The 26,956-nt window shown below is 61.9% G+C and carries 27 protein-coding genes; 16 read left to right on the top strand and 11 right to left on the bottom strand.

Going from position 1 to position 26,956, the window contains the following annotated elements; genetic code table 11:
* Positions 1–24 precede the first annotated feature (24 nt).
* The 3 genes from V1293_RS01820 to V1293_RS01810 all read right to left on the bottom strand — a co-directional run bounded on the left by V1293_RS01820 (position 25) and on the right by V1293_RS01810 (position 2,455).
* On the bottom strand, positions 25–570 hold the full coding sequence (locus V1293_RS01820; RefSeq protein WP_334506170.1) for a DUF2059 domain-containing protein: 546 nt from the start codon (positions 568–570) through the stop codon (positions 25–27).
* 24 nt (positions 571–594) lie between these two features.
* The gene (gene rpiA / locus V1293_RS01815) at positions 595–1,293 is read right to left on the bottom strand and encodes a ribose-5-phosphate isomerase RpiA (protein ID WP_334506168.1); all 699 of its coding nucleotides are present in this window, start codon (positions 1,291–1,293) and stop codon (positions 595–597) included.
* 139 nt (positions 1,294–1,432) lie between these two features.
* Entirely contained in the window at positions 1,433–2,455 is a 1,023-nt protein-coding gene (locus tag V1293_RS01810; RefSeq protein ID WP_334506166.1) for a helix-turn-helix transcriptional regulator, read from the bottom strand.
* A gap of 191 nt (positions 2,456–2,646) precedes the next feature.
* On the opposite strand from V1293_RS01810, the gene V1293_RS01805 reads away from it, so the two are divergent.
* Entirely contained in the window at positions 2,647–3,069 is a 423-nt protein-coding gene (locus tag V1293_RS01805; protein WP_334506164.1) for a cupin domain-containing protein, read from the top strand.
* 14 nt (positions 3,070–3,083) lie between these two features.
* The gene (locus V1293_RS01800; RefSeq protein WP_334506162.1) at positions 3,084–3,617 is read left to right on the top strand and encodes a cupin domain-containing protein; all 534 of its coding nucleotides are present in this window, start codon (positions 3,084–3,086) and stop codon (positions 3,615–3,617) included.
* Between the two features lie 12 nt (positions 3,618–3,629).
* Here V1293_RS01800 and V1293_RS01795 read toward each other — a convergent pair whose 3' ends face one another.
* Complete coding sequence (locus V1293_RS01795; protein ID WP_334506160.1) at positions 3,630–4,370, bottom strand: SDR family NAD(P)-dependent oxidoreductase; 741 nt, start codon at positions 4,368–4,370, stop codon at positions 3,630–3,632.
* A gap of 157 nt (positions 4,371–4,527) precedes the next feature.
* On the opposite strand from V1293_RS01795, the gene gph reads away from it, so the two are divergent.
* The 7 genes from gph to V1293_RS01760 all read left to right on the top strand — a co-directional run bounded on the left by gph (position 4,528) and on the right by V1293_RS01760 (position 11,954).
* Positions 4,528–5,214 carry a phosphoglycolate phosphatase gene (gene gph, locus V1293_RS01790; protein WP_334506158.1) on the top strand — a complete coding sequence of 229 codons (687 nt, stop codon included), beginning with the start codon at positions 4,528–4,530 and terminating at the stop codon, positions 5,212–5,214.
* Between the two features lie 154 nt (positions 5,215–5,368).
* The gene (locus V1293_RS01785; protein ID WP_334506156.1) at positions 5,369–5,812 is read left to right on the top strand and encodes a hypothetical protein; all 444 of its coding nucleotides are present in this window, start codon (positions 5,369–5,371) and stop codon (positions 5,810–5,812) included.
* Positions 5,813–5,958: 146 nt separating this feature from the next.
* On the top strand, positions 5,959–6,987 hold the full coding sequence (gene moaA, locus V1293_RS01780; RefSeq protein ID WP_334506154.1) for a GTP 3',8-cyclase MoaA: 1,029 nt from the start codon (positions 5,959–5,961) through the stop codon (positions 6,985–6,987).
* Between the two features lie 356 nt (positions 6,988–7,343).
* Positions 7,344–7,883, top strand: a complete 540-nt coding sequence (locus tag V1293_RS01775) for a TRAP transporter small permease subunit (RefSeq protein ID WP_334506152.1) — start codon at positions 7,344–7,346, stop codon at positions 7,881–7,883.
* On the top strand, positions 7,880–9,481 hold the full coding sequence (locus V1293_RS01770; RefSeq protein WP_334506150.1) for a TRAP transporter large permease: 1,602 nt from the start codon (positions 7,880–7,882) through the stop codon (positions 9,479–9,481). The genes V1293_RS01775 and V1293_RS01770 overlap by 4 nt, the downstream gene beginning before the upstream one ends.
* 207 nt (positions 9,482–9,688) lie before the next feature.
* On the top strand, positions 9,689–10,270 hold the full coding sequence (locus tag V1293_RS01765; RefSeq protein ID WP_334516588.1) for a TRAP transporter small permease subunit: 582 nt from the start codon (positions 9,689–9,691) through the stop codon (positions 10,268–10,270).
* Between the two features lie 28 nt (positions 10,271–10,298).
* Positions 10,299–11,954, top strand: coding sequence for a TRAP transporter large permease (locus V1293_RS01760; RefSeq protein ID WP_334506148.1), 1,656 nt, complete (start codon positions 10,299–10,301; stop codon positions 11,952–11,954).
* A gap of 188 nt (positions 11,955–12,142) precedes the next feature.
* Here the strand turns inward: V1293_RS01760 and V1293_RS01755 are convergent, their stop codons facing one another.
* Complete coding sequence (locus V1293_RS01755) at positions 12,143–13,231, bottom strand: TRAP transporter substrate-binding protein (RefSeq protein ID WP_334506146.1); 1,089 nt, start codon at positions 13,229–13,231, stop codon at positions 12,143–12,145.
* Between the two features lie 341 nt (positions 13,232–13,572).
* On the opposite strand from V1293_RS01755, the gene V1293_RS01750 reads away from it, so the two are divergent.
* On the top strand, positions 13,573–14,931 hold the full coding sequence (locus tag V1293_RS01750) for an MATE family efflux transporter (RefSeq protein WP_334506144.1): 1,359 nt from the start codon (positions 13,573–13,575) through the stop codon (positions 14,929–14,931).
* A 280-nt stretch (positions 14,932–15,211) separates the two neighbouring features.
* On the opposite strand, the gene V1293_RS01745 is transcribed toward V1293_RS01750, so the two are convergent.
* From V1293_RS01745 to V1293_RS01735, 3 genes are all read right to left on the bottom strand, one after another.
* Complete coding sequence (locus tag V1293_RS01745; protein WP_334506142.1) at positions 15,212–16,300, bottom strand: TRAP transporter substrate-binding protein; 1,089 nt, start codon at positions 16,298–16,300, stop codon at positions 15,212–15,214.
* A gap of 182 nt (positions 16,301–16,482) precedes the next feature.
* Complete coding sequence (locus V1293_RS01740; RefSeq protein ID WP_334506140.1) at positions 16,483–17,628, bottom strand: Mrp/NBP35 family ATP-binding protein; 1,146 nt, start codon at positions 17,626–17,628, stop codon at positions 16,483–16,485.
* 177 nt (positions 17,629–17,805) lie between these two features.
* Positions 17,806–18,243 (bottom strand): VOC family protein, encoded by a 438-nt coding sequence (locus tag V1293_RS01735; RefSeq protein WP_334506138.1) that lies wholly within the window; start codon positions 18,241–18,243, stop codon positions 17,806–17,808.
* Positions 18,244–18,332: 89 nt separating this feature from the next.
* Here V1293_RS01735 and V1293_RS01730 point away from each other — a divergent pair, with 89 nt between their 5' ends.
* From V1293_RS01730 to V1293_RS01715, 4 genes are all read left to right on the top strand, one after another.
* Positions 18,333–19,289: an NAD(P)-dependent oxidoreductase gene (locus V1293_RS01730; protein ID WP_334506136.1), complete on the top strand. Its 957-nt coding sequence runs from the start codon at positions 18,333–18,335 to the stop codon at positions 19,287–19,289.
* 201 nt (positions 19,290–19,490) lie between these two features.
* Entirely contained in the window at positions 19,491–21,095 is a 1,605-nt protein-coding gene (locus tag V1293_RS01725) for a sensor histidine kinase (protein ID WP_334506134.1), read from the top strand.
* Positions 21,096–21,140: 45 nt separating this feature from the next.
* Positions 21,141–21,344: a DUF1289 domain-containing protein gene (locus V1293_RS01720; protein WP_334506132.1), complete on the top strand. Its 204-nt coding sequence runs from the start codon at positions 21,141–21,143 to the stop codon at positions 21,342–21,344.
* A 28-nt stretch (positions 21,345–21,372) separates the two neighbouring features.
* Complete coding sequence (locus tag V1293_RS01715) at positions 21,373–21,924, top strand: TIGR02281 family clan AA aspartic protease (protein WP_334506130.1); 552 nt, start codon at positions 21,373–21,375, stop codon at positions 21,922–21,924.
* 12 nt (positions 21,925–21,936) lie between these two features.
* On the opposite strand, the gene V1293_RS01710 is transcribed toward V1293_RS01715, so the two are convergent.
* A complete protein-coding gene (locus V1293_RS01710) occupies positions 21,937–22,326 on the bottom strand; it encodes an MAPEG family protein (protein ID WP_334506128.1) in 390 nt (129 codons plus the stop codon).
* Positions 22,327–22,551: 225 nt separating this feature from the next.
* Here V1293_RS01710 and V1293_RS01705 point away from each other — a divergent pair, with 225 nt between their 5' ends.
* Both V1293_RS01705 and fabA read left to right on the top strand, forming a co-directional pair.
* On the top strand, positions 22,552–23,172 hold the full coding sequence (locus V1293_RS01705) for a TetR/AcrR family transcriptional regulator (protein WP_334506126.1): 621 nt from the start codon (positions 22,552–22,554) through the stop codon (positions 23,170–23,172).
* A 38-nt stretch (positions 23,173–23,210) separates the two neighbouring features.
* The gene (gene fabA / locus V1293_RS01700; protein ID WP_334506124.1) at positions 23,211–23,741 is read left to right on the top strand and encodes a bifunctional 3-hydroxydecanoyl-ACP dehydratase/trans-2-decenoyl-ACP isomerase; all 531 of its coding nucleotides are present in this window, start codon (positions 23,211–23,213) and stop codon (positions 23,739–23,741) included.
* A 544-nt stretch (positions 23,742–24,285) separates the two neighbouring features.
* On the opposite strand, the gene V1293_RS01695 is transcribed toward fabA, so the two are convergent.
* Together V1293_RS01695 and V1293_RS01690 are read right to left on the bottom strand one after the other, a co-directional pair.
* Complete coding sequence (locus V1293_RS01695; RefSeq protein WP_334506122.1) at positions 24,286–24,630, bottom strand: hypothetical protein; 345 nt, start codon at positions 24,628–24,630, stop codon at positions 24,286–24,288.
* Between the two features lie 337 nt (positions 24,631–24,967).
* The gene (locus V1293_RS01690) at positions 24,968–26,917 is read right to left on the bottom strand and encodes a putative bifunctional diguanylate cyclase/phosphodiesterase (protein ID WP_334506120.1); all 1,950 of its coding nucleotides are present in this window, start codon (positions 26,915–26,917) and stop codon (positions 24,968–24,970) included.
* Between the last annotated feature and the right edge of the window lie 39 nt (positions 26,918–26,956).

Raw genomic sequence — 26,956 nt, 5'->3', positions numbered from 1 at the left:
CCGAGGGCATGCTTCACCTGGAGATCAGATGTCCTTGCCGCGCTTCTTCATCTCGGCGCGGAACTGGCCGTTGATGGTTTCGGCAAAGGCCTGCGCCCACTGGTTCATGTAGGACATGCTGAACTGAATGGCGCGGGGTTCGCTCGCGAGCAGCTTCTGGCCGAGCGGCGACTTGTAGAAGGTGACGAGATCCTTCAACTCCTGCTCGGTGAACTCGTTGGCGTAGACCTGCGCCATGCCCTCGCCGATTTCCTTTTCGCGGCCGGCGAGATTCTTGGCAACGATCACGGCGACCTCGTTGAGGTCTTTCTGATAGTTCAGATTACTCTGCAGCAGCACGTTCTTGGTCTGCTCGACGAGATTGGGAACGGCGTTGGCGTACATCGCGCTCGCGTTCTTCATCGCCAGGATTTCCTTGGCAGCGGCGATCGCCGCCGGCGAACCCGGCTTGAGTGGCGTGGTCGCGGGCGCCGCGGGCGCGTTCTTCTGCTGCGCCTCGGCCGGAACGGCGGTCAGGGCCAGTCCCACTGCAAGGCCGGCCGCCGACAAAATCCGTGAAAGGCTCTTCATTCCAATTCTCCTCGATTACCGGCGTTACCGCCGCTCAACTACGCGAATTCCCTGGGCACCTGCCAGGACGGCGGTGCTGGCCAGGCCAATGAACAACCCGTGTTCGACGACACCCGGGATCAGGCTCAACAGGCCCGCCAGACGCGGCGCATCGGCGATGCGCCCGAGATGGGCATCGACAATCCAGTGGCCGCCATCGGTGACAAAAACGTGGCCGTCCTTGCCCTTGCGGAGCCCCATTTGCCCGGAAACGCCGCTTTGGGCAAATGCCGTGGCCATGGCCCGCTGGGTGGCGGCCAGCCCGAACGGAATCACCTCTACAGGTAGGGGGAAACGGCCGAGAACATCGACCCATTTGGTATCGTCGGCAATCACGATCATGCGATCCGAGGCCGCCGCCACGATCTTCTCCCGCAACAGCGCGCCGCCGCCGCCCTTGATCAGGTTCAGCGCGCCATCGAGCTCGTCGGCGCCATCGACGGTGAGATCAAGGCGATCTATCGCATCGAGCGTGGTCAGCGGAATTTTGCAGGCTTCGGCCTGGGCGCGGGTCACTTCCGACGTCGGCACACCCACCACGCGTAACCCGCCGGCAACCTTCTGGCCGAGCAGATCGACGAAATGCCTGGCGGTCGAGCCGGTGCCGAGCCCGAGTTTCATGCCATCCTGCACATGCTCCAGCGCCCGCGCCGCCGCCTGCCGCTTTAGTTGGTCCATATCCACGTGCCGAATGCCTTTCGAAATCCGCCGATCCGCGGGCGCATGTCTAGCGTCGTTTTGCCGGCAGGAACAGCGTCGACAGCCTCTCAAAACGCCGATTTTGGGGTTGACCAGCCTCGCCTCCCCCAAAGCAAGGGCCCAATCAGGCCTTTCCCTTGCCGGCGGCAATGACGGCCGCGCGCAGGGCGGACGGGGTCATTCCATAGTGACGACGAAAATCATGATTGAAAGTCGAAAGATCGCCGTAACCGGCCTCAAACGCCAGCGCGCCGATGGTACGGTCGGCCAGGTTCGGATTGCTGAGGCTGCGATGGACCAGCGCCAGCCGCTTGGCGCGGACAAACTGGGACAATGACATGCCCTCAGTCTCGAACAATTTGTGCACATAGCGCGGCGTCACGCGATGGCGCCGGGCGAGGTCCGCGGCCGTTACCGGCCCGTGCCTCAGATGCCGGGCGATATCGTCCTTCAACATCCGCAACCGGGCTACCCGCAATCCACGTCCACCGGCGAGTTCGGCCGCATCGCGCGACGCACCGATCGCCAGCGCACAGAGATCGTGGATATGCAGCGACACGGCCTGCGCCACTTCCGGCGACTGCACCGCGGATTGATCCTCGAGGATGCCGAGATAGCTGACCAGCAACGGCAACACGGCGGAATCCAGATGCGTGGGTTTGGCGATCGCGTCCTCCGCGCCCGGCGCCAGCGCCATGATGATCTTGCGTGACACCGCGACGCTGACGAATTTCGACGACCCACCGAACGACATCGCGCTGACATCGGCGTTCGACGTCAGAACGCCCGCGCCCGCGTTCGCCATTACTTCCCTGCCGCATTGGGTCACCGAGCTTTCACTGGCCTCCTGAATCGTGAGGACGAGGTCGTCGCAGCCGTCGGTCAGAAGCTCTCGCGTGCGGTGCGTCTCAATGGCATGCGTAAGCGTGGTCCGTTGAATCCGGACCTGGGTAGCTGACGCGTTGGAGGAATCGCCCGGCCCGAACGACCATATCTGCATATCGGCGTGACAGGCTTCATCGGCCACGCTGCAAAAGCGCCGCGAGGCCGACCGGCAAAACACCTCATACCATGCCGGCAGACGCTCCGCGGGTGTCAGGCTGCGTGTCGAGAAACGAAAAGGCTGATCGTTCGGAACAGCGCTCACGGCACCTCCTTGCCTGGCCGGCATCGCGCGAGACCGGGAAAAATCCCGCACCATGTGCACTCGTTCCCAAATCTCTGTTCACTTCTGCCCAAGCCGGGCAGGCCCACCTTCCCTAGCATTGCTCAACAGATCTGCAGTTCCGCCGGATGGAACTGCAGCGATCGTTTCCGTCGAGCCCATGGAGAGACGCCATGAAAATGAGCGCCCGCGCGCTGGCTGCGTTGATCGCCTCGGCTTCGGTGCCAGCCAACGCCGCAACCGTCGAGCCGCCGCGCGAAACCGTGATTTCGTCGCTGAAGCAGCCGATACCGAGCATTGCCGGAAAAAGCCTCGTCGCGTCGGTGGTCTATTACAGGCCGGGCGCGAAGTCGCCGCCGCACACGCATCCGGCCGCCCATCTGATTTTTGCGCAGGTGCTGTCCGGCGAGATCCGCAGTCAAATCAACGACGAACCGCCCAAGGTCTATGCCGCGGGAGCAAGCTGGTTCGAACTGCCAGGCTCGCACCACGTGATCAGCGAAAATGCAAGCGGCTCCGAATCCGCACAGCTCCTCGTCGTCTTCGTGGTCGACGCGGATAATCGCGAGCTGATTGCGCCCGATCCGAAACGATGACCGGGAGACATGCGATGCAAAATCACCGCACGCAAGATACGCCGATGGCCCATCTGGTGAACTGGCAGGACCTCGAGCACTTCGAGGCCCTCGGACCGCTCCTGGAATTCCTGACCGGACCACAGATTTCGCCGTGCATTATGCGAGGCACCATCCCACCCGGCGTATTTGTACCGCTCCACAGCCACGTCGACCCGGAAACGTTCGTGCACATTTCGGGAGAGTTTGAGGGGCTTTCGCAGGTGGGTGGCAACTATGAATGGATACGCATTCAGCCGGGCGATGTATTTCATGTGCCGCCAAACGCGCGGCACGCCTTTCGCAATCGCTTCTCCGAACCCGCCGTGTCGATCATCGTGACGACGCCGAAGCTGGGCAGCCTGTTGCGAGCGATGAGCCTGCCGGCCGGCAATGCCGCGAAGCAACCCGGCGCGATAACGCCCGAAAGACTCCGTCAGGCGCTTACGACCGCGGACAGCTTCGGCTATTGGAATGCAAGTCCCGAGGAGAATGCGAGGGTCGGCCTGGACGTGCTCGCCGCCCCCTGAGATGGGAAACCGCTATCGCACCTTGTCCATTGCGGCCAGAATGGCGGCAAATCGCGGCTCGACCTCGGCGCGCATGCCGGGATGGGTGAAAATGTAGAGTTCATCCTGGCGAATGGCCTCCAGCACGCGCGCGGCGACGGTCGCGGGATCGAGCCCCGCCTCGATCTGTCTCGCGATCTCAGCCACCATGGCTGCCGCCGGAGCGGCAGGATCGAGCGGCTGCGACTGCCCGTAGCGCTCCGGCCGGTTGCGCCCGCTCTCGCCGATGCGGGTGCGGACAAAGCTCGGGCACAATACGCTGACGCCGATGCCGAGCGGCTTGAGCTGAAGGCTAAGACCCTCAGACATGCTGACGACGGCAAATTTGGTCGCCCCATAAGGGCTGAATCCCAAACCGGTCTGCATACCCGCCATCGACGCGGTGTTGACGATATGGCCGCCTTCGCCATGGGCGCGGATGTGCGGCAGAAAGCTTTTGATGCCGTAAAGCACGCCCATCAGATTGACGTCGATCACCCATCGCCAATTATCCAGCGAGATGTGGTCGAAACCGCCGCCGGCAGCGACACCGGCATTGTTGCAGACCACATGCACATTCCCAAAGGCGTCGAATGCAGCCTTCGCCGCGCGCTCGACACTTGCGGCGTCGGCCACATCGCAGATGGTGCCGCGTATGTCGGGAGAGATTTCCTGCAGGCCCTTGACGGCGGCCTGCAGCGCATCCGTCTCGATATCCGCCAGCATCACTTTCATGCCGGTTGAGCAAACGCCCGGCCGAGCGCAAGTCCGATGCCTGCGGCTCCGCCGGTCACAAAGGCTGTCTTGCCGGCAAACTCTCGCATGGCGGTTCCTCCCGGGATTTTGAACTTCCCTACTTGCATGATGCTTTGCCTGCCGCTAGCGAATTCCCATGACCCTTCCCCGCACTGTTGTCTTCGACCTCGACGGCACCCTCGTCGACACCGCGCCCGACCTGATCGCCGCGCTCAATTTCGTGCTCGGCCGTGAAGGCCTGCCGCCGGTGCCTCTGAAATCGGCGCGCAACATGATCGGCGCCGGCGCCCGCAAGCTGATCGAGCGCGGGCTCGAGCTGGAAGGCCAGGCGATGAGCGTGGAAGACGTCAACCGCCTCATGCGCGATTTCATTGACTATTACGCCGCCCACATTGCGGACGCCTCGCGGCCGTTCGAGGGGTTGGAAGCCGCCCTCGATCAGCTTGCGGCGCAGGGCTGCCGCTTCGCGGTGTGCACCAACAAGCTGGAATGGCTGTCGAAGCGGCTGCTCGACCAACTGGGCCTGAGCGAACGATTTTCCGCCATCTGCGGCGCCGATACGTTCGGCGTCTCCAAGCCTGACCCCATCATCCTGCAGCAGACGGTGGCGCGGGCGGGCGGCGACCTGGCTGCGACCATCATGGTCGGCGACGCCGGCCCCGACGTCGGCGTGGCGCGGCGGGCCGGCATTCCCGTGATCGGCGTCGAGTTCGGCTACACCGATGTGCCGATCGCCGAACTGAAGCCCGACCGGCTGATCGGCCATATGCGCGAGCTGCCGACGGCGGTGGAAAGCCTCAGCAGGGTCGCGTCCCGGACTTAACCTTCTGATTCACCGGATGTATTAGAAACGCTAATGTTCAGCGTTAACCATTCTTTAACGATTTAGCCCTGATTGGTTGCAGCTTTGTTCTTGCGCTCCTATGGTTTGCCATTGGGGATTGTGGCGGATTGCCGCAAGTTCAGAGTGATCAATCATGCATCGTGTCGTCGCGATAGCCGTCACCGGAGCGAGCCTCGCCGGCTGCTCGTCGCTTTCTCTTGATTCCTTCAAGCCGGCGCCGCCGGTGGTGAAGGTTGCGATGGAATCGGTGCCACCGGGAGCGGATGCAACGACCTCGCTCGGACCAGCCTGCAAGACCCCCTGCTCGATCGACGTGCCCGCACCCGACGCCGGCTTCTCCGTCACCTTCGCCAGCCCCAAGTTCCAGCCGGTCACGGTTCCGGTCCAGGTGATCCGCAATCCCGGCGATTTTGCCTCGCCGCCGACGACCATCATCGAGCCCAGTCCGGTGTTCGCGGAACTCAGGCCGGCCGCGCCGCCGCCGAAGGCGCGCAAGCCGATGCGCCCGAAGAAGCCGAAACCGCCCAAGGCTGCCGCGGCGCCGAACCCGGCCCCGGCGCAGCCCGCGACCCGCTGAATCCGGCGCCCCCCTGCCGGACCTCGCACTGCACCCGCAAGCTTGCTGATTGTAGGCGCCTTACAACGTGCCTAGATTATGCTAGCGAGCCAACACGTGAAGACCTCGGTACCAGGCAGTTGCAAGGCAGCTTGAAGGCAGCTTGAATGAGCGGATCCCCGTCACCCGATCAATTGTTCCGTCCGATGGTCGATCCGTTCGGCCGGACCATCCGGTATCTGCGCGTGTCGGTGACCGATCGATGCGATCTGCGCTGTTTCTACTGCATGTCCGAGGACATGACTTTTCTGCCGAAAGCCGATCTCTTGACGCTGGAAGAACTCGACCGGCTGTGCTCGGCCTTCATCGCCAAGGGCGTGCGCAAGATCCGCCTCACCGGCGGCGAGCCGCTGGTCCGGCGCAACGTGATGTCGCTGGTGCGCTCGCTGTCGCGGCATCTGGGAAGCGGCGCGCTGGATGAACTGACGCTGACCACCAACGCTTCGCAACTGGCGCGCTTCGCCGGCGAATTGCACGATTGCGGCGTTCGCCGCGTCAACGTCTCGCTCGACACGCTCGATGCGCAGAAGTTCCGCGCCATCACCCGCTGGGGCGATCTCGACAAGGTTCTGGCCGGCATCGAAGCCGCGCGCAACGCAGGCCTTGCGGTCAAGATCAACGCGGTGGCGCTGAAGAACATGAACGAGGAGGAAATCCCCGCGCTGATGGAATGGGCGCACGGCAAGGGCATGGCGCTGACGCTGATCGAAGTCATGCCGATGGGCGACATCGGCGAAGGCCGGATCGACCAGTACGTGCCGCTGTCGCTGCTGCGCGCCCGCCTCGCCAAGCACTACACGCTGACCGACCTCGACGACGATACCGGCGGCCCCGCCCGCTATGTCCGGGTCAGCGAGACCGGCGGCAAGCTCGGCTTCATCACGCCGATGACCCATAATTTCTGCGAGTCCTGTAACCGGGTACGGATCACCTGCACCGGCACGCTGCACACCTGCCTCGGCCACGAGGATGCCTCCGATTTGCGCAAGCCGTTGCGAGCCTCCGCCGACAATGATTTGCTGTCGGCCGCGATCGACCGCGCGATCGGGCTGAAGCCAAAGGGCCACGACTTCATCATCGACCGCCGGCATAACCGTCCCAGCGTTAGCCGCCATATGAGCGTTACCGGCGGTTGAAATTTTCGGTGCCGGATTAAGGCTTTTCGCGCAACAATTGACCCTGCGCGCCGATTTTCCATACCCCAATTGACGCCGCCTCGCCGCGCTGAAATGGTGCGACTGCTTTCACGCCAGCACGGCCGGGACAGGCCGCTGCATCTTCAAGGTGCAGTCAAGACGGCGGTAAGCACGGGATGGGGGAGGACTATCGTTGCAATCGCTCCAGCGAATGAGCTGTGGATCTGCGCGCGTTTCGCGCCGGAACGAACCCGCGCGCCCGCCGTGCGGCGGCGGCTCTGCGTGCCTGGCGAGGGGATGCTACGCAATATCCATGAAAAATCCGGCGCGTCGATGACGTGTCCGAGGAGAGCATAATGCGCCCGTTGTTGGCACTGAGTAATTCAATCGATTGGCTCAATGAGAAACTAGGCGGCGTCTGCAACTGGCTCGTGCTCGCAGCCTGCGTGGTGAGCGCCGCCAATGCGATGATCCGCTACGCGTTCGGCTACAGCTCCAACGCCTGGCTCGAACTGCAGTGGTACATGTTCGCCGTCTTCGTGATGTTCGGCGCGTCCTACACGTTCAAGAAGAACGAGCATGTTCGCGTCGAAATTCTCTATCTGATGCTGTCCGAGCGCGGCCAGCTCCGGCTCGACCTGATCGGAACGCTTTGCTTCCTGATCCCGTCCTGCCTGCTGCTCAGCTATCTGTCGTGGCCGTTTTTCATGCAGGCCTACGCCGTCGGCGAGACCTCGAGCAATGCCGGCGGCCTGCTGCGCTGGCCGATCAAGCTCGTCGTTCCCGTGGGCTTCGTTTTCCTGGCGCTGCAAGGCGTCTCCGAGGTGATCAAGCGCATCGCTGCACTGAAAGGCTATGTCGTGATCGATGCGAAATACGAGAGGCCGACCCAATGATCACGCTGGAAATGATGCCGCCGCTAATGTTCGGCGGCTTGATTCTGGCCATGCTGATCGGCTTCCCGGTGGCCTTCACGCTGGCCGCGCTCGGCCTGTCGTTCGGGTTCCTGTCGATCTATCTCGGCTTCTTCGACATGAACTTCCTGCAGGCTATACCGGGGCGCATCTTCGGCAGCGTGCTTTCCAACGAATTGCTGCTGGCGATCCCCTTCTTCACCTTCATGGGCTCGGTCCTCGAGCGGTGCGGTCTCGCCGAAGACATGCTGGATTCGATGGGCCAGTTGTTCGGCCCGATTCGCGGCGGCCTCGGCTATTCCGTCATCATCGTCGGCTTCATCCTTGGCGCGATCACCGGCACGGTGGCGGCGCAGGTCATCGCCATGGCCCTGATCTCGATGCCGGTAATGCTGCGCTACGGCTATAACGTCCGCTACATCACCGGCGTGCTCGCCGCATCCGGCACCATCACCCAGTTGGTGCCGCCCTCGCTGGTGCTGATCGTGATGGCCGACCAGCTCGGCAAGTCGGTCGGCGACATGTATCTCGGCGCCTGGGGGCCCTCGGTGCTCCAGATCGCCCTGTTCGCCGGCTACACGTTCTTCCTCGGCATCTTCAAGCCAAGTCACGTCCCCGCGGTTCCGAAGGAAGCGCGGACACTGACCGGCTGGCCGCTGTGGCGCAAATGCCTGATGGGCATCATTCCCTCGGCCGTGCTGATCTTCGTGGTGCTCGGCACCATGATGCTCGGTCTGGCGACGCCGACCGAAGCCGGCGCGATGGGAGCGATCGGCGCCATCGTTCTCGCCGCCATTCACCACAAGGAGCTGAGCAGCAAGGGCCACAAGATGCTGCTGATCGGCGTCGCCGCCACCGGCGTCGGCGCTATCGTCGGAATCATGCTCGGTGAAGGCAAGCTGTTCAAGCTGACCTTCGCGGTGGTCTATCTCGCCGTTGTCTGGCTCTGCCTGGAAGCCGTCCGCATTCCGGACCTGCGCGATCTGATCAGACAGGGCTACGAGTCGACCATGCGGCTCTCCACCATGGTGGTGTTCATCCTGATCGGCTCGACCTGCTTTTCGGTGGTGTTCCTCGGCGTCTCCGGCGGCGTCTGGCTCGAGCACCATCTGACCTCGCTTCCCGGCGGTGTCTGGGGCTTCCTGATCTTCATCAACCTCTTCATCTTCTTCCTGGCATTCTTCCTCGACTTCTTCGAGATCGCCTTCATCATCCTGCCGATGGTGGCGCCGATCGCGCAGAAGGTGCTGGCGCCGGTCGTCGGACCCGATGCCGCGCTGATCTGGTTCGGTGTCATGCTCTGCGTCAACATGCAGACATCGTTCCTGCATCCGCCGTTTGGTTTTGCGCTGTTCTACCTGCGTGGTGTCGCACCGAAGGAGGTCAAGAGTTCCGACATCTATTGGGGGGCGCTGCCCTGGATCGGCCTGCAGGCGATCATGGTGGCGATCGTGATCGCCTTCCCCGTCACGGTGACGGCTTTGCTCGACAAACCGGTCGACGTCGATCTCAGCAAGGTCAAGATCGTGGTGCCGGAAATCGAGCTCCCGCCGCTGGATTTCGGCCCTCAAAAGCAATAGCGAGCACGGGTCCAGACAGGCCGGCGCCCGGGGGCTGGACGACCCCGATCCACAAGGCTAATTCCCTTTCAATATCAACAAACTTCCAATTGACGACGGCCGCGCCCGCTGGTTTGGTGCGATGGCTTCATGCTAGCCCGGCTGGACAAGCCGCTGCGCCCTCAGGGTGCCGTCAAGACTGCAGATGCGAATTGGGGAGGGTTACTGTTGCAAGCGCTCTTGAAACTGAGCCGTGGAATCGACGCGTTCACGAGGTGGACGGGCAAGCGTCTGGCCTGGCTGATTCTCGTTGCCGTGGTGATATCGGCCGTCAACGCCGTATTGCGCAAGACGCTCGACATTTCATCCAACTCATGGCTTGAGCTGCAATGGGTGCTTTTCAGCATCGTCTTTCTCCTTTGCTCGCCGTGGACCTTGCTCGACAACGAACACATCCGGATCGACATCGTCAGTAACGGGCTGCCGAAGACCGCACGCAGCGTGATCGATGTCGTTGGACACGCTTTCTTTCTGATTCCGCTGTGCGTCGTTATGATCATCACCGGCGGCCCGTTCTTTATGCGGTCGTTCGAAGTCAACGAGCAGTCGGGCAACGCAGGCGGGCTTCCGCAATGGCCGGCTAAATCGCTGGTTATCATCGGTTTCGCGTTCTTGCTGGTTCAGGGCATCTCCGAGCTCATCAAGCGCATCGCCGTGATGCGCGGCCTTATTCCGGATCCACACGCATCACAGGTCCACGCGCTCGAGGCCGAGGTCGAACACCTGGTCGAGGCGATCGAAAAACGCTGATCGCAAGCGCGCAGGCAGAGGACAAGAGATGACAGCCTTTCTTATCGCCAACATGGCGCCAATTATGTTCGCGTCGCTGGTGATCATGCTGCTGCTTGGCTATCCGGCGGCATTTTCGCTCGGCGCGGTCGGTCTGCTTTACGCCATCGTGGGCATTCAACTGGGAGAGTTCCGCCCGGACTTCCTGCAAGCGCTTCCCGAGCGCGTTTACGGCGTGATGAACAACGACACGCTGCTCGCGATCCCGTTCTTTACTTTCATGGGATTGGTGCTGGAGCGATCCGGCATGGCCGAGGACTTGCTCGATACCATCGGACAATTATTCGGCACCATCCGCGGCGGTCTCGCCTATGCCGTCGTGTTCGTCGGCGCCCTGCTGGCAGCTACGACCGGCGTCGTTGCCGCTTCCGTGATCTCGATGGGCCTGATCTCGCTGCCGATCATGTTGCGCTATGGTTACGACCGCCGGATGGCGACGGGCATTATCGCGGCCTCAGGCACGTTGGCGCAGATCATTCCGCCTTCGCTGGTTCTGATCGTGATGGCCGACCAGCTCGGCAAGTCGGTCGGCGACATGTACGAAGGCGCCTTCATCCCGGGTATCGTGCTTGCGGGCCTTTATGCCGGATATGCCTTTCTGGTGACGATGATCTTCCCGAAGGCGGCTCCGGGGCTGCCGGCGGAGGCCATTGGCTTCCGCGAGAAGGACGGCAGCCGCGGGCTATGGTCTCTTGGCGCACTTTTCATCGCCAGTTGCGTGTTCGGCTGGTTCATGATGCGCAGTTCGGAGGCCCGCGGCGCCGACTACGTCGTGCTCAGCATGTTCTATGGCATCCTGTTCGCCTTCTTCGTGGCGGTCGTGAACTGGGTGATCGACAAGCTTACGGGATTCCGCTTCCTGTCCGCGATGGCGCAACAAACAACGTTTGTCATGGTGCCGCCGCTGTTCCTGATCTTCCTCGTGCTCGGCACGATCTTCATCGGCATCGCGACCCCTACCGAGGGTGGCGCGATGGGCGCTGCCGGCGCCATCATTCTCGGCGCCGCCAAGCGACGGCTAAGTTGGGACCTGATCCGGCAGGCGACGGAATCGACTGCGAAGCTTTCCGCCTTCGTCGTCTTCATCCTGATCGGTGCGCGGGTATTCTCGCTGACTTTCTACGGCGTGAACGGCCACGTGTGGGTCGAGCACCTGTTGACTTCCCTCCCCGGCGGCCAGATCGGCTTCCTCATTTTCGTCAACGCGCTTGTCTTCGTTCTGGCCTTCTTCCTCGACTTCTTCGAACTGGCCTTCATCATCATCCCGCTGCTCGGGCCGGTGGCGGAAAAACTCGGTATCGATCTGATCTGGTTCGGCGTGATCCTCGGCGTCAACATGCAGACGTCATTCATGCATCCGCCGTTCGGGTTCGCATTGTTCTATTTGCGTTCAGTGGCACCGAAAGAATCGTACCTCGATCGTGTGACAGGCAAGCGCATGGATCCTGTCACCACCGGCCAGATCTATTGGGGCGCCGTGCCGTTCGTCGTGATCCAGGTCATCATGGTCCTCTTGGTGATCGCGTTCCCGCAGATGGTGATGCACTATAAGGGCACTGCCTCAACGGTCGATCCGAACACGATCAAGATCGAGGTACCGCAGATCGAGATGCCGCCGCTGGATTTTGGCGGACCGAAACAGTAGCGAGCGAATTCTCTCCCCGTCATGCTCCGCGAAGGCGGGGCATGACGTAATCGCCAACGTCAGCGATTCGCCGAGAATGCACGGCGTACTGGATCGTCCGCCTTCGCGGACGATGACAGCGCTCGGAAACGAATAACCCCGGAGCTTTCGCTCCGGGGTTTTGGCTTATCGGGGTAGCTGCGACGCCATCAACCCTGTGGGTTGCGCGCCATGAAGCTGTCGTAACCGAGCTCCGCGACCTGGAACCATTGGTATCCATTGGACGTGAACGTGTTCATCGACTCCAGGATCTTCTTGAAGTTCGGATTGGTCGCTGATGTTTCGGCGTACAATTCCTTGGTCGCCTTGAGGCTGGCCTGCATAATCGCCGGCGAAAAAGCATGGAGCTTGGTGCCTCCGGCGAGCAATTTTTTCATCGCGGGTGGATTGCCTTGATCGTATTTGGCCATCATCCAGCTATTGGCGGCCTGGCCTGCCTGCTCGATGACGCTTTGGTAGTATTTCGGCAGCGCGTTCCATTTATCGAGGTTGACGAGGCCAAGCAGCATCGGGCCACCTTCCCACCAGCCGGGATAGTAATAATGCGGCGCGACCTTGTAGAAGCCGAGCTTCTCGTCGTCATAGGGCCCTACCCATTCCGCCGCATCGATCGTGCCTTTTTCAAGCGCGGGATAGATATCGCCGCCGGCGAGCTGCTGCGGCACGACGCCCAGTTTCTGCATCACGCGCCCGGCAAAGCCGCCGATACGCATCTTGAGTCCCTTCAGATCGTCGACCGTGTTGATCTCCTTTCGGAACCAGCCGCCCATCTGGCAGCCGGTATTGCCAGCCAGAAACGAGGTGACGTTGTAGCCCTTGTAGAACTGGTTGAGCAGGTCCCGTCCGCCGCCGAGCATGTACCAGGCCTGGTTGATCCGCTGGTTGGGCCCGAACGGCACCGCGGTGCCGAACGCAAATGTCGGATCCTTGCCGAAGTAATAGTAGGAGGCCGTATGGCCCATCTCGACGGTGCCGTTTTGCACGGCGTCGAGGACCTGCAGCCCCGGCACGATTTCGCCGCCGGCAAAGGCCTGAACCTGAAACTTGTTGTCGGTAGCTTCGGCAACGAGCTTGACCATGTACTCGACGCCGCCCCACAGCGTGTCGAGTGATTTCGGCCAGCTCGCCGCCAAACGCCATTTGAGTTCCGGCATCGACTGCGCGATGGCGGGGGCCGCCAGCGTTGCGGCGCCGGCCGCGCCAATGCCGGTGACTTTAAGAAAATCTCTTCTTTTCATTGAATCCATCCCTGTTGGTTGCGTGTGTCAGCCTTCTTGGCGAGGCTTCCAGCCAGCATGGAACATCCGGTTCCCGATTTCCATCCCGACATTGGGGGTAAACCCCAAATTTAAGCCAGCGGGGTGCAACCGGGCTCTCGGCCTCCCCTTGGCGAGCCTTGGTTATCCGCGCTAGTTTGGTCGCGAATTCGCTTCGAGTGATTTTCAGAACCAACCAGAGAATGGCACCGGTGAACCAAGGAAGCTGAGAAGCGCAGTACCTGGCCACGCGAACTCTCCCGGTTCGCGGCCATCGGTCTGCGCCACTGATCCCTTCCAGCTTTTCATCGGACTCCATCATCATGAAAGACCTCACTCAGGGTTCAATTTTGAGCCATGCCTTGACCATGGCCGTCCCCATTTTCGCAGGCCTTGTTCTGGTATTGCTCTGCGGATTGATCGACCTCTACTTCGTGGCCGCTCTGGGCGAAGCAGCCATTGCCGGCATCGGCGCTGCAGGCAATGCCGGATTTATCACCAATGCTCTGACGCAAGTTGTGAGCGTCGGCACGCTGGCGGCAGTGTCACAAGCCGTCGGCCGCCGAGATCGGACTGATGCAAATCTGAAATTCAATCAGTCGCTCGGGCTATCGGTCGTCGGCGGTGCGTGTACCATGGCCGCGGGCTTCGCTGTGGCACGGCCTTACATGAACTCGGTTGCGGCAGACGCTGCAACAGTCGCGGCAGGGACGACGTACCTTGTCTGGTTTATGCCAGCTCTCGGCCTGCAGTTTGCGATGTTTGCGATGTCGTCGGCATTGCGTGGCATCGGCATCGTAGCACCCATGATGTATGTCCAGGCGCTTACGGTGACAATAAACATCATTCTAGCCCCTGTGCTCATCCTGGGCTGGGGAACGGGCTATGCCATGGGTGTGAAGGGAGCTGGCCTCGCCAGCTCCCTTGCAGTCGCTGGCGGCGTTCTCGTCCTTTGGGTGTATTTCCAAAAAGCGGAAAACTATCTCGCGCTCGATCCCGAACAATGGCGCCCGCAGATTGCACAGTGGAGGCGCATCTTGAGCGTCGGTCTTCCGGCTGGCGGCGAGTTCGCAATCATGTTCGTGTACATGGCAACAATATATTATGCCCTCGGGGATTTGGGTCCATCCGCGCAGGCCGGCTTCAGCATCGGTTCTCGCGTGCTCGGGCTCATTCAGGTACCGGCCATGGCCATTGCGTTCGCGGCAGCCCCCATCATCGGACAGAATTTCGGCGCGGGAAACGGCGTACGGGTAAAGCAGGCAATCGGACACGTCCTGATGGCAGTCACTGTGGTGATGACTGCCGCAACGGCCGTTACGCAGTGGCGGCCCGAGCTTTTGCTAAGAGGCTTTACAGAAGACAAAGCCACGATTGCCGACGGCGCCTTGTTCCTGAAAATGGTTTCGCTAAACCTCGTCGCGCAGGGTTTGATCTTTGTGTGCTCGAGTACGTTCCAGGGCCTGGGCAATACGAGGCCGCAGCTCATAAGTTCGACCCTGCGCTTGATAACATATGTGATCCCGACCTTATGGTTGTCGGCGCAATCCGGTTTCCGCGCAGAACACATCTGGTACTTGTCCATTGTCACGACCACGATGCAGGCGCTGCTGAGCCTCTGGTTGCTGCGCCGCGAGCTCCGGAAACGGCTGGTTTTCCACCAGGAGGCCAGCGCGGGATGAGATCAGGTTGGGCCGTGACGACGGACCATTTTTTCTTCTCCTACCCCGGACGCAGCGCAGCACGAGTGCTGCGAGCCGGCACCCATTCTACTTTGCATGGGGTTGTTTTCGCGATTTTGTGTCCGACCCTGTGGTGTGCCGCCGAAGAGGCGCTCCAGCGTCACAACTTCGCGCAAAATCCGAACGTTCAGGGCAAGCCGGCCATGGCCCTGGCCGGCCGAACGCAAAAAGCCCGGCCTCCTCGCGGAGACCGGGCTTCTGCTTAAGGACTAGAACTAGATCAGCCGCGCGTGCGCGAGCGGATCATGAAGCTGTCGTAGGTGTATTCGGCAACCTGCCACCACAGATACTGGTCGGAGCGGTAGGCCTGCATCGCGTCGATCGACTTCTTGAAGTCAGCGTTCTTGCCGGAGATCTCGGCCCACAATTCGTTGGTGGCCTTCAGGCAGGCTTCCAGCACTTCATTGGTGAAGGGACGAAGCTGCGTGCCGCCGGCGACCAGACGCTTCAGCGCCGTCGGATTCTGCATGTCGTAGCGCGCATTCATCCAGCTGTTGGCATTGGCGCACGCGTTGGTCAGGATCGCCTGGTAGTTCTTCGGCAGCGCATTCCACTTTTCCAGATTGACGAAGGAGTGGACCGTCGGACCGCCTTCCCAGAAACCCGGGTAGTAGTAGTACTTGGCGACCTTGGCGAAGCCGAGCTTTTCATCGTCATAGGGGCCGACCCACTCGGCCGCATCGATGGTACCCTTTTCCAGCGCCGGATAGATGTCGCCGCCGGCGAGCTGCTGCGGCACCACGCCGACCTTCTGCAGCACCTGACCGGCAATGCCGCCGATGCGCATCTTGAGGCCCGACAGGTCGGCAACCGTCTTGATCTCCTTGCGGAACCAGCCACCCATCTGGGTGCCGGTGTTGCCGGTGGGGAAACCGATCACGCCGAACTTCTTGAAGAACTCGTTGCCGAGTGCCTCACCGCCGCCCTGATACCACCAGGAGTTCGCCTGGCGCGCGTTGAGGCCGAACGGGACTGAGGCGTAGATGGCGAAGGTCGGGTCCTTGCCGACGTAATAGTAGGAAACGGTGTGGCACATCTCGACGGTGCCGTTGGAGGTCGAGTCGAGCGCCTGCAGACCCGGCGCGAGTTCGCCGGCTGCGAACACCTGGATCTGGAACTTGTTGTCGGTCATCTCGGCGACGTATTTCGACACCTGTTCAGCGCCGCCATAGATGGTGTCGAGCGATTTCGGGAAGCTCGACGTCAGGCGCCATTTGATCTCGGGCGATGATTGCGCGATCGCCGGCGAGGCAACGGCTGTCGCGGCAGCACCGGCCGCTGAAACCTTCAAAAAATCACGACGCTTCATTCAAGTCTCCTTACGACGGGTCGTTTCCCATATTCCTCGAGCTGTCCTCCGGCGGGGCGAATTCCACGTTATCCGGGGCGCTCTGGCGGGGCGGCTTTAACACGGAAGTTCGCTATCGAAAACGCGACAAAGGCATGACTGCACCGATTAAACCAAAGTCTTAGGGGGCACGGATAAGGGCCTCAGGCCGCGGCGATAGCGCCCTGAAGCTGGTCGCGGACCCTGGTCCCGATGGCCCGGTAGATCGCGGCATGCGGTCCGTCCGGCTCGCTCGCCACCACCGGGTTACCGTCATCGGAGGTGGTCCTGATCGACATGTGCAGCGGGATCTCGCCCAGAAACGGGACACCCAGCCGTTCCGCTTCATGCCGCGCGCCGCCATGACCGAAAATGTCCGACCGCGTGCCGCATTCAGGGCACTGGAAGTAGCTCATGTTCTCGACGATGCCGAGCACCGGCACGTTGACCTTCTTGAACATCGCGAGCCCCCGCCGCGCGTCGATCAACGAGAGATCCTGCGGCGTCGAGATGATCACCGCCCCCTTCAGCGGCACGTTCTGCGCCAGCGTCAGTTGCGCATCGCCCGTGCCGGGCGGCATGTCGACGACCAGAATGTCGAGCGTACCCCACGCCACGTCGCGCAGCATCTGGGTGATCGCCGACATCACCATCGGCCCGCGCCAGATCATCGCGGTGTCTTCCTCGACCAGGAAGCCGATCGACATGATGGCAAGGCCGAAACGCTGGATGGGAATCATCTTGCGGTCATCGTTGAGCTGCGGCTTTTCGTGAATGCCGGTCAGCCGCGGCACCGACGGGCCGTAAATGTCGGCATCGAGCAGGCCGACGCGCAAGCCCAGATCGCGCAGGCCCAGCGCCAGGTTGAGCGCGGTGGTCGACTTGCCGACGCCGCCCTTGCCCGAGGCCACCGCGATGACGGCGGCAACGCCCGGAATCTCCGCCTGCTTCGACATCGGCGACGGCGCGCCTTGTGGCGGGCGGTGCGTGGAAGCCGGTTGCACGCCGGAAGAATGTGAATGCGCATGGCGATGCGGTGCAGGTGCTGATGGCGGCGAGCCGGGTTTACGCTCGGCCGTCAGCGCGATCATCGCAACAGTGACACCGGGGATGGCGCGCACGGCGGCCTCGGCCTGCGCGCGCACGCTTTCCCAGGCGCGGGCTTCCGCGGCGTCGACGTTGATGGAGAAGAACACCTTGCCGTCGGTGACCGAAATCGCCGACAGCACGTTGGCATTGGTCAAGGGCACGCCACGCGGCGAGGCCACCTGCTTAAGGGAATCCAGAACCTGTTGCTGCGTAACGCTCACTCGCGCATCTCCTGGAGCCCGTTCGGTTCTGAGTGAGAACCGGGCTCTACTCTCTTGTATCGACACGCTTTCTTGACGCGACCCGATCCGCCTCGGAGCAAATCCGAACAGCGGGGCCTCGTTGCAAAACGCTATGCCAGTCCGATGCGACCCAATAGAGCGGTTCAGCGCAAAAGGCTACCTCGCTCCCACGTCGTCCCGCCGCTCGGACGGGGCTGCGGCCGTCTGCTCCTTGGCAGCCTCGTAGTTCAGTTCGATCATGACGCCGTTGGGGTCATTGACGAAGATCTGCCAGAGGTCGCCGCCCGGCACCTGCCGGGAATCGTATGCCATGCCCTTCTGCTCCAGCCGCCGCTTCATGCCGTCAAAGCCGTAGCTGGCAAACGCGACATGGTGGACGACGCCGGAATCGGGCTTCTGCGGTTCCTCGGTACTGGAGATATCGACGAGGTGCACCACCGCCTTGCCCTCGCTGTACATCCACGCTCCCGGGAAGGCAAAGTTCGGCCGGGCGCCCTTTTCCAGGCCCAGAATGTCCTCATAGAACCGGACCGTATCGGCAAGGTTGCGGGTCCGGATGTTGAAATGGTCGAGCACGCCCACGCTGACGCCCATGCGATGTCACTCCCTTTTTTGTGAGGTTCTTGAGGCCCTATCCTAGCACAAATCCGGGCCCGCCCGCCAAACGAAGGCGTTGCCCTCCCATGCGCAGCTTGTATGGTGCGGCTCCCTCAAGAACACCCGTCCGGCCAGCCCAATGTCGCCGGCAAAACTTCAAGGTAGCACACATGGCTAAAGTCGCTTTTCTCGGTCTCGGCGTAATGGGTTTCCCCATGGCAGGACATCTCGTGAAAAAAGGCGGCCACGAGGTGACCGTGTACAACCGCACCGGCGCCAAGGCGAAGGAATGGGCGGACAAGTTCGGCGGGCGCACTGCGCCGACGCCGAAGTTAGCGGCCGAGGGTCAGGACTTTGTGATGTGCTGCGTCGGCAACGACAATGATCTGCGCGCGGTCACGCTCGGCACTGAGGGCGCCTTCGCCGGCATGAAAAAGGGCGCCGTCTTCGTCGACCACACCACCGCCTCCGCCGAAGTTGCCCGCGAGCTCGACGCCGCCGCCACCAAGGCAGGCTTCAAGTTCATCGACGCGCCGGTGTCCGGCGGCCAGGCGGGAGCAGAAAACGGCGTGCTCACCGTGATGTGCGGCGGCAAGGAAGATGCCTATGCCGCGGCCGAGCCGATCATCGCCGGCGCTTACGCGCGGATGTGCAAACTGCTCGGGCCCGCCGGCGCCGGCCAGCTAACCAAGATGGTCAACCAGATCTGCATCGCAGGCCTGGTCCAGGGCCTGTCCGAGGGCCTTCATTTCGCAAAGAAGTCGGGGCTCGATGTTGGGGCCGTGGTCGAGACCATCTCCAAGGGCGCGGCGCAGTCCTGGCAGATGGAGAACCGCTACAAGGCCATGAACGAGGGCAAGTTCGATTTCGGCTTTGCGGTCGAATGGATGCGCAAGGATCTCTCGATCTGCATCGCCGAGGCCCGCCGCAATGGCGCCAACCTGCCGGTGACCGCGTTGGTCGATCAGTTCTACGCCGAGGTCGAGAAGATGGGCGGCAAGCGCTGGGATACGTCGAGCCTGATGGCCCGGCTGGAGCGCTGAGTTAAAAAAACCGGTTAAGGCAGGTGGATTGGCCCCGCTTCTTATCCCCACAGAAGCGGGGTTCCCTCGCGGGAACAGGTTAATTTTAACTTCCCGTTAACGGATATTTTTAGCTCTTTAAGTCATCGCTTAATGATTTAGCGCCACAGATAGACAATGCAAAAAGCCCGCGCGGTTCGCGGGCAGGATTTGTGTTGTTTGATGAGTAACCCCGCAGAAAAGCCTGAGGTTGTCCAGCTTCCGGCAGAAGCGCCGGTCGCACCGCCGGTCAATACCCGGCGCGTGGCGGCGCAGCGGGTGCGCGAGGCGCGGGACCGGTTAACGTCATCAAGCGGCACCCGCCCGGCATTCGATACCGAATTGCTCCGGCAATACGCCCAGACCCGCGTATCGGCCTCCTTTGTCGTCATGCTGCTGGTGGTTGCAACCGGCGTGCTGTTCGGCCTCTGGAAGGCCGCCGTGCCGGCCGCGGTCTGGACCGTCGGCATGCTCTGCATCCATGCCGCCATCATTCACAATTGCAGGCGCTTCCTCGGCGAGCAGCCCTCGCTCGCCGCCTCGCGCAGATGGCAAACCCGGTTCGTGCTGCTCGACCTGCTCTACGGCCTGAGCTGGACGGCGATCCTGATGCATCCGGCCGGCGTCGACGTCGTCTCGAACACGATGATGATGTTCCTGATGCTGCTGGTGATCGCGGTGTCGAGCATGCTGGCGGCGACGCTCCCGATTGCGGCGATGGCGGCGACCGCACCGGTGACGGCGGCGATCGCGCTCAATTTCGTGCTGGGCGGGACCTTCGACAATTACGCGCTGGCGCTGCTTGCGGTCGCCGCCGAAGCCTATTTTGCCCTGCTCGCCCATCAGCTCCATTCGACGACGCTGGCGACCCTGGAAGCGCGCGCCGAAAAGGACGCGCTGATCGGCGAGCTCGAACAGGCCAAGGCGATCTCGGACGAAGCGCGGCACCGCGCCGAATCCGCCAACGTCGCCAAGTCACGCTTTCTGGCGCAGATGAGCCATGAGCTGCGAACGCCGCTGAACGCCATCCTCGGCTTCTCCGAGGTGATGAAGAGCGAAATCTTTGGCGCGCATGCGGTGGCGGTATACAAGGAATATTCCGCCGACATCCATAATTCGGGCGTCCACCTGCTCAACCTCATCAACGAGATTCTCGATCTGTCGCGGATCGAGGCCGGCCGCTACGAACTGAACGAGGAAGCGGTGTCGCTGGTGCACGTCGTTGCCGACTGCCACCATCTGTTGAAGCTGCGTGCGACCAGCCGCGGCATCACCATCCACGAGGTGTTCGAGCACGGCATGCCCCGGATCTGGGGCGACGAACGCGCCACGCGCCAGGTCGTGCTCAATTTGCTGTCCAACTCGATCAAGTTCACCCCGCAGGGCGGCGAGATCTGGCTCAAGGTCGGCTGGACCGCTTCCGGAGGGCAATATCTCAGCGTCAAGGATAACGGCTCCGGCATCGCCGAGGATGAAATCCCGATCGTGCTGGCCTCGTTCGGCCAGGGCTCCAACTCGATCAAATCGGCCGAACAGGGCGCCGGGCTGGGCCTTCCGATCGCAAAGAGCCTGATCGACATGCATGGCGGTACCTTCACGCTGAAATCGAAGCTGCGCATCGGCACCGAAGTCATCGTCACCTTCCCGCCGGAGCGCGTGATGAGCGCGCTGGCGCCGATGGCCGAGGACGCCCCGCCCCTGCAGCCGGACCCCACCGTCGCAGCGGCCGCCGACGACAAGCGGCGGGCACGTCACAAACCGATCATGAGTGCAGGAACCGGGTTGTAGCTGGAGCGCTTGCGCAAGGGACGCAAACCATTTCACTATCGATAAATGAGCAAAGAAACGCCGTGTATCGCAGTCTGTATGATGGACCCCAAAACCAAACTCTGCTTCGGCTGTGGACGAACGCTGCCGGAGATCGCGCGCTGGCACCGCATGGAGACGGCGGAGCGATTGGCCGTCATGGAAGGGCTTGCGGCCCGCATGGCGGACGCCGGCCTCGTTCAGATGACGCCGCGCACCGAACGCGGCTGATCACCGCGCGAATTGGCGGAGGCGCGCTGTGATCCGCGTCATGCTCGTTCTGGCGATGCTCGCCGCCACCGCCGGCGCCGTCGTCGCCTATGGCGATCCGGACCAGATCGCGCGCGCCAGCAACTCGGTCACGAAAATGCTGCGGCAACGCAGCCTGGAGCCGGCGCCCGCCGTGCAGATCGCGCGCGGCAAGGCCGGCGAATTCGCGCTGCATGCCAAGATCAACGGCGTCAAGGCGCCGATGGTGATCGACACCGGCGCGACGTCGGTGGTGCTGACCTGGGAGACCGCGAAGGCGATCGGCCTGCCGATCGAAATGCTCGAATACAATGTCGACGTCGAAACCGCCGGCGGCCACACCAAGGCGGCGCGGCTGACGCTCGATCGCCTCGCGGTCGGCGGCCTCGTCGAGAAATCGGTGCCGGCGCTGGTGGTGCCGCGCGGGCAGATGAAGACCAACCTGCTCGGCATGAGCTTTCTGGATCGGCTGGAAAGCTGGGGCGTGCAGGCCGACAAGGTGATGCTGCACGGCTATCCCGACGTCGCAGGCCGGAGCAAGCGCCGCGCGGCGGCGAACTAGGGCATTATCGGTTCAAACAAACAAGTCGGCCACGATCATGAAAATCCCAGCCTGTGCAGCGAGCCAACAGATTGGCCGTAGCCCCACAGGGCCAAAGGCGTAGGCGGGAACATAAAGCAGCCGGGCGATGACGAACAACCAGGCTCCAATTATCGACAGTGATCCAGCGGCATGAGCTGCATGCACCAGGAACAGTGCGGCGAGGAACTGTGGAAATATCTCGAGCAGATTCCGGTGCGCCCGAACAAAGCGTCCGCTCATACCTGTAACCTCGCGCGGCTCGTCACGAGGTCCTGCGACCCAACTACCTCCGAGCTGACGGAGTGTCAGCACACTGGACAGGGTAAGCTGAACGACGGCCAGCAGTATGGCCGCAACTAATGCCCACAGATCGGCTGTCATGATTGCCTCGCCTGCGATGATGCATACGATCTAAGCCACTTCCCGCGGCGCCCCCATGACGGCGCAGGTTAAGGCGCGAGCGCGGACAAATCATTCCCGCTAGAGCCACGCCGAGATTGCCGAAGAGTGCGCATCACCGGAATACGTCACAGTCTCCTGGGAAACTTTTGACTTGCATTCCGGCTGAGAAGGACATTGAATTGAATTCAATTCAGTGTATTCCAGATGACCCCAACGATCGCGACACCAGAAAGATTGGTCCGGGCGGCCCAAGCGGAGCTCATTCAATGCCATGGGCATCTGGAAATGCAGGCCGTGGCCAAGCGCGCGCAGGTTTCGGTCGGGCTCGCCTATCACCACTTTGGATCGAAGGCAGGCCTGATCGCCGCTGTTGTCGAAGCGTTCTACAGCCGCCTCGATGGAGAGGTTTTCAACGACACGTGCCGGCGCTCGGAAAGCTGGGCAAACCGAGAAAGGCGGCGCATAGCCTCCTATATCGCCTTCCACTACGACCACCCCTTCGCGCCGCTTGTCATCGGCGCCTTGAGCCGCGCGCCCGAAGTCGTCGATGTCGAGCGAGCTTTCACCAACAAACAACTCGCCGGCGGCGCACGCATGATCGAGGCGGCGCAGCGTGACGGCTTCGTTCCCGATCACATCGATCCACATCTCACCATTGCGCTGATGAGCGGCGGAATTCGCCAGGCGCTTATCGGTGCCCTGATGAGCGAACAACGACCCGATCCGGAAAAACTCACGGATGAGATTTGGGCCTTCATGGCCGGAGCCCTGCGCCTGACTGCGAGTTCCAGCATCGAAAAAAACGGTCGCGACAAAGTCGCCTGACGCCGAGTTACCGCCAGCCAACGCCGAAGGAGAACTCCTTGCCCAACCCTCGCGACTTTCACGCGCCGCAATCGTCCTACACAAAGGAAGAACTGCTCAGATCGAGCCAAGGCGGCTATTTCGGCCCGGGTAATGCCCAGCTGCCCGCTCCGCCCATGCTGATGATGGACCGTATCACCGAGATCAGCCTGGACGGTGGCGAATTCGGCAAGGGCCATATCATTGGCGAGCTGGATATCACGCCTAGCCTCTGGTTTTTTGACTGTCACTTTCCCGGCGATCCCGTGATGCCGGGATGTCTGGGTCTGGACGCCATGTGGCAGATCGTCGGCTATTGGCTTGGCTGGTCGGGCTCACCGGGCAAGGGCCGCGCCGTCGGCGTCGGCGAGGTCAAGTTCCGGGGGCATATAACGCCAGACGTCAGGCGGGTGCGCTACGAGGTCAACATGCGCCTCGTAAGGCGTGGCAAGCTGGCTGTTGGCGTCGCGAATGGCAGCGTGTTTGCCGACGACGCATGCGTGTATCTCGCCAGGGATATGAGGGTCGGACTGATCGCAGCCGCTGTCTGAGATGCGGTCCGACAAGGAGACCGCGGCCTTTTCATCGGTCGCAGCCCACCACGCCCCTCACAGCCGAGCGCCGTCAAAAAACAAGCGGGCATGCCGATCAGGAACAAATCCAGATGATCGCAACCGCAATCGGGACACCCAAACCAAGCGCGCCGAAAATCGCCGGGACGAATTCGGAAAGCAGACTTGCCTGGTGCCGTACGCCAGGTGACGACATGACGTTACTCCTTGGAGCCCCGCGAGCCTCAGCCCGCCCCCAAGATGAACGATCAATCGCGCCTTCGGACTAACGCCCGTGGCGACTCTATAGAGGGGCAATGCTGGGGCGTTATGGTTAACAAGTGGTTAATCGGCATAAAGAGAAGTTTGCGGACCGCGCCTTGAAGACGCGCCGCATGATCGTGAATCGTGCGCCGGCGGTGCACACGTCGTTTCGGCCAAAGTTCCGGAAGAGCGCCTCGCCGGCATCGTCGGCCGCTCCCCCCGCTCGCCGCCAAGGAATGGCGCCTACTCGGCGCCACTCCTTTCCAGCGGCGCACGCCGATCAGAACGAGCAGCCATACGCCGTGAGCGAGGCCTTCGTCGCATCCAGGGTCTGCTTGCAGGTCGATTCCATGGTCGCCTTCGCCGACGGATTCTTGGCCATGTCGACCCACGCCTTGCGCGTCTGGTCGATCTGCGTCTTGTACATCGCGCGCTGCGCCTCGGGGACCTTGGAGACGATGCAGGCATCGTATTTGGTCAGGAAGTCGTCACAGGCGGCGATACCCGTGCTCTGCGCGTGAGCCGTGGTGACGCCCGCGAGCAAGGCTATGCCCGCCGCGAGTGACAGTACCTGTCGGCGGTTCGTGCTCGAACCTGCCACGGCCTTCGATGTTGCTTGACGCATGATTCTCATTCCCTTGTAACAACTGATTAATTCGGATCGCCGGCAAGCGCCCGGCATCACCCGTATCTCCCCGATCGACTCGCAAAGCGTCGCGCGCCGACAACCGGTCGGCGTTGCGGACGTTGAGCAGTTCGAGCGTTGAGCAGTTCGAGGCGAGATCGGGCACCTTCGTGCCAGCCACAAATAAATGTTCCGTCAATTTGGCGACATTAAGGGTGACGGCGTGGTGACATTGCGATGGCCGCGCGATCGATGACAGGTTGTCGCCATCATGTTGCGGTGCCAGCCCATTGCACTTAACGGCAACGGCGCTGCGACATCAGGTGTCGATCGAATCTCACCCGGCCGCAGCGGCCAGTCGCGGATGATCTGATATGCGATAGTCGGCGATGAAGCTCTCGACCTCGCTTTGCGGCATCGGCTTCGCGAAAAAATATCCCTGCATCGTCGAGCAACCGAGACGGCCGATGATCTCCACCTGCTCTGCCGTTTCCACACCTTCGACCACGCAGTCGAATTTCAGGTTGCGGCACAGGTCGATCACCGTCTTGACGATGTTGCGGGCGTTCTCTTGCGTCGCGATATTGCGAATGAAGCCCCGGTCGATCTTGATCTTGTCCAGCGACAATTGATGGACATAGCTCAGGCTGGACTGCCCCGACCCGAAATCGTCCAGCGCTACCTTCAATCCCATCGATCGCAGAATCCTGAGCGACTCCTGCACCCGCTCGTAATCCTGCATCAGCGCCGTTTCGGTGACCTCGATAATGATGCGGCGAGGATCGATGCCGCTGCTTTCGATGAGGGCCACGGTCTGCAGGATGGTGACTTGCGAGATCAGGTCGCGCATCGACAAATTGAAGGACAGGAAGATATCCTCCGGCCAGGCGCCGGCCGCGGCCAACGCCTTGCGCAACAGGACCAGCGTGATCGTCCCGATCAGTTCGGTGCGCTCCGCGACCGAAATGAAAACGTCAGGAGCGACATCGCCGAACTCGGGATTATGCCATCGCGCGAGCGCTTCGAAGCCGACCAGCCGCCCCGTCCCGACATTGACGATCGGCTGATAGTGCAACGACAGTTCTGCGTCGAGATCGATCCTTCGCAACGTGTGTTCAATGGTGCTTAGCTTGCGGATTTCGACTTCGTGCTCGCTGGAGAAGATCACCGGCTGGCCACGGCATCTCGCCTTGGCGTGGTAGAGCGCGTAGTCGGCGCGCTCGTAGAGCAGTTCGGCCGTCGTGCCGGCATCCGGTGCAAGTGCAAACCCCACCGAGCCGCCGATCTTGGCGACGATGCCGGCGACGGAAAACGGCGCGTCGAAGACGGAGCTGACTTTTGAGCCGACCGCAAGAACGGCCTCGGGATCGAGGCCCGCATCGACGATGATTCCGAACTCGTCGCCGCCGAGACGCGCGATGAATTGCGTGTCATCGGAAAGCTCCAGCAGGCGCTGGCCGGTTTCCTTCAGCACCCGGTCGCCGACCCCGTGTCCGTAGAGATCGTTGACCGCCTTGAAGCCGTCGAGATCAAGCACGCCGACGACGAATCTGTGGCTTTCCGCTTTCGCTCGTTCTGCGAGGACCGACAGCCGGTGGAAGAACTGGCGCCGGTTTGGCAGATCCGTCAGGCTGTCGACATTGGCGAGACGGAAGTTCTCGTTGCTGAGACGCCTGGTCTCTATCTGACCATTGACCATGGCGGCGAACTGCCCGGAACATATGATCAGGATGTAGATCATCGCGACCGTGACCAGGAACAGGTTCAATCCGATGGCGACATGAACCACGTCACCGCTCGCAAGCAGAAAAATCACGAACGGCGCGATCACCGTGCCGGTCAGGATCAGCGCCGCCGGGCGCACATGCATCAGGCAGAAGATGCAGCTCACGACCGTGATGCCGACGAAGAACAGGATATGGCCGTGGCGCGACGTGTCGCCATACGGAAACAGACTGAGCGCCCACGCCAGGAACGCAAATCCCAGTGCGCCGCCCAGCAACACCGTCGCCCGCAGGGTGCGGGCCGCGGCCTTCGGCTCGACCACGCTGTCACGGCGCCGCAGCCAGATCAGGCAACGGATCGCGCAAGCCCCGACCAGAAAGCCGGGAAACGCAACGGTCAGGCTTGAGGGCGCGATGCCAAGATGGGTAAACGCCAACGCAATCGAATTCACGCTGAGGATGAAATAGAGCAATGGGATCTGCCGCGAAAACGCCGCGAGTTGCGCGCCCATCAATTCGTGATTCTCGGCATCAATCCGAAATAACTTTGCAATATTGTTCATGCGGCAACCACACGGATCCAATCTCCTTGATCGTGCCGC

This window comes from Bradyrhizobium sp. AZCC 1693, assembly GCF_036924745.1.
Lineage (GTDB): Bacteria > Pseudomonadota > Alphaproteobacteria > Rhizobiales > Xanthobacteraceae > Bradyrhizobium.
Note: the sequence above shows the minus strand (reverse complement) of the source record. Positions and strands in the feature narration are given on the sequence as shown.

Bases quoted from the DNA above. Each gene is read 5' to 3' on its own strand.
- V1293_RS01820 (WP_334506170.1), bottom strand. From the start codon at position 570: ATGAAGAGCCTTTCACGGATTTTGTCGGCGGCCGGCCTTGCAGTGGGA.
- V1293_RS01805 (WP_334506164.1), top strand. From the start codon at position 2,647: ATGAAAATGAGCGCCCGCGCGCTGGCTGCGTTGATCGCCTCGGCTTCG.
- V1293_RS01800 (WP_334506162.1), top strand. From the start codon at position 3,084: ATGCAAAATCACCGCACGCAAGATACGCCGATGGCCCATCTGGTGAAC.
- V1293_RS01795 (WP_334506160.1), bottom strand. From the start codon at position 4,370: ATGAAAGTGATGCTGGCGGATATCGAGACGGATGCGCTGCAGGCCGCC.
- gph (WP_334506158.1), top strand. From the start codon at position 4,528: ATGACCCTTCCCCGCACTGTTGTCTTCGACCTCGACGGCACCCTCGTC.
- V1293_RS01785 (WP_334506156.1), top strand. From the start codon at position 5,369: ATGCATCGTGTCGTCGCGATAGCCGTCACCGGAGCGAGCCTCGCCGGC.
- moaA (WP_334506154.1), top strand. From the start codon at position 5,959: ATGAGCGGATCCCCGTCACCCGATCAATTGTTCCGTCCGATGGTCGAT.
- V1293_RS01775 (WP_334506152.1), top strand. From the start codon at position 7,344: ATGCGCCCGTTGTTGGCACTGAGTAATTCAATCGATTGGCTCAATGAG.
- V1293_RS01770 (WP_334506150.1), top strand. From the start codon at position 7,880: ATGATCACGCTGGAAATGATGCCGCCGCTAATGTTCGGCGGCTTGATT.
- V1293_RS01760 (WP_334506148.1), top strand. From the start codon at position 10,299: ATGACAGCCTTTCTTATCGCCAACATGGCGCCAATTATGTTCGCGTCG.
- V1293_RS01755 (WP_334506146.1), bottom strand. From the start codon at position 13,231: ATGAAAAGAAGAGATTTTCTTAAAGTCACCGGCATTGGCGCGGCCGGC.
- V1293_RS01750 (WP_334506144.1), top strand. From the start codon at position 13,573: ATGAAAGACCTCACTCAGGGTTCAATTTTGAGCCATGCCTTGACCATG.
- V1293_RS01745 (WP_334506142.1), bottom strand. From the start codon at position 16,300: ATGAAGCGTCGTGATTTTTTGAAGGTTTCAGCGGCCGGTGCTGCCGCG.
- V1293_RS01735 (WP_334506138.1), bottom strand. From the start codon at position 18,243: ATGGGCGTCAGCGTGGGCGTGCTCGACCATTTCAACATCCGGACCCGC.
- V1293_RS01730 (WP_334506136.1), top strand. From the start codon at position 18,333: ATGCGCAGCTTGTATGGTGCGGCTCCCTCAAGAACACCCGTCCGGCCA.
- V1293_RS01725 (WP_334506134.1), top strand. From the start codon at position 19,491: ATGAGTAACCCCGCAGAAAAGCCTGAGGTTGTCCAGCTTCCGGCAGAA.
- V1293_RS01720 (WP_334506132.1), top strand. From the start codon at position 21,141: ATGAGCAAAGAAACGCCGTGTATCGCAGTCTGTATGATGGACCCCAAA.
- V1293_RS01710 (WP_334506128.1), bottom strand. From the start codon at position 22,326: ATGACAGCCGATCTGTGGGCATTAGTTGCGGCCATACTGCTGGCCGTC.
- V1293_RS01705 (WP_334506126.1), top strand. From the start codon at position 22,552: ATGACCCCAACGATCGCGACACCAGAAAGATTGGTCCGGGCGGCCCAA.
- V1293_RS01695 (WP_334506122.1), bottom strand. From the start codon at position 24,630: ATGCGTCAAGCAACATCGAAGGCCGTGGCAGGTTCGAGCACGAACCGC.
- V1293_RS01690 (WP_334506120.1), bottom strand. From the start codon at position 26,917: ATGAACAATATTGCAAAGTTATTTCGGATTGATGCCGAGAATCACGAA.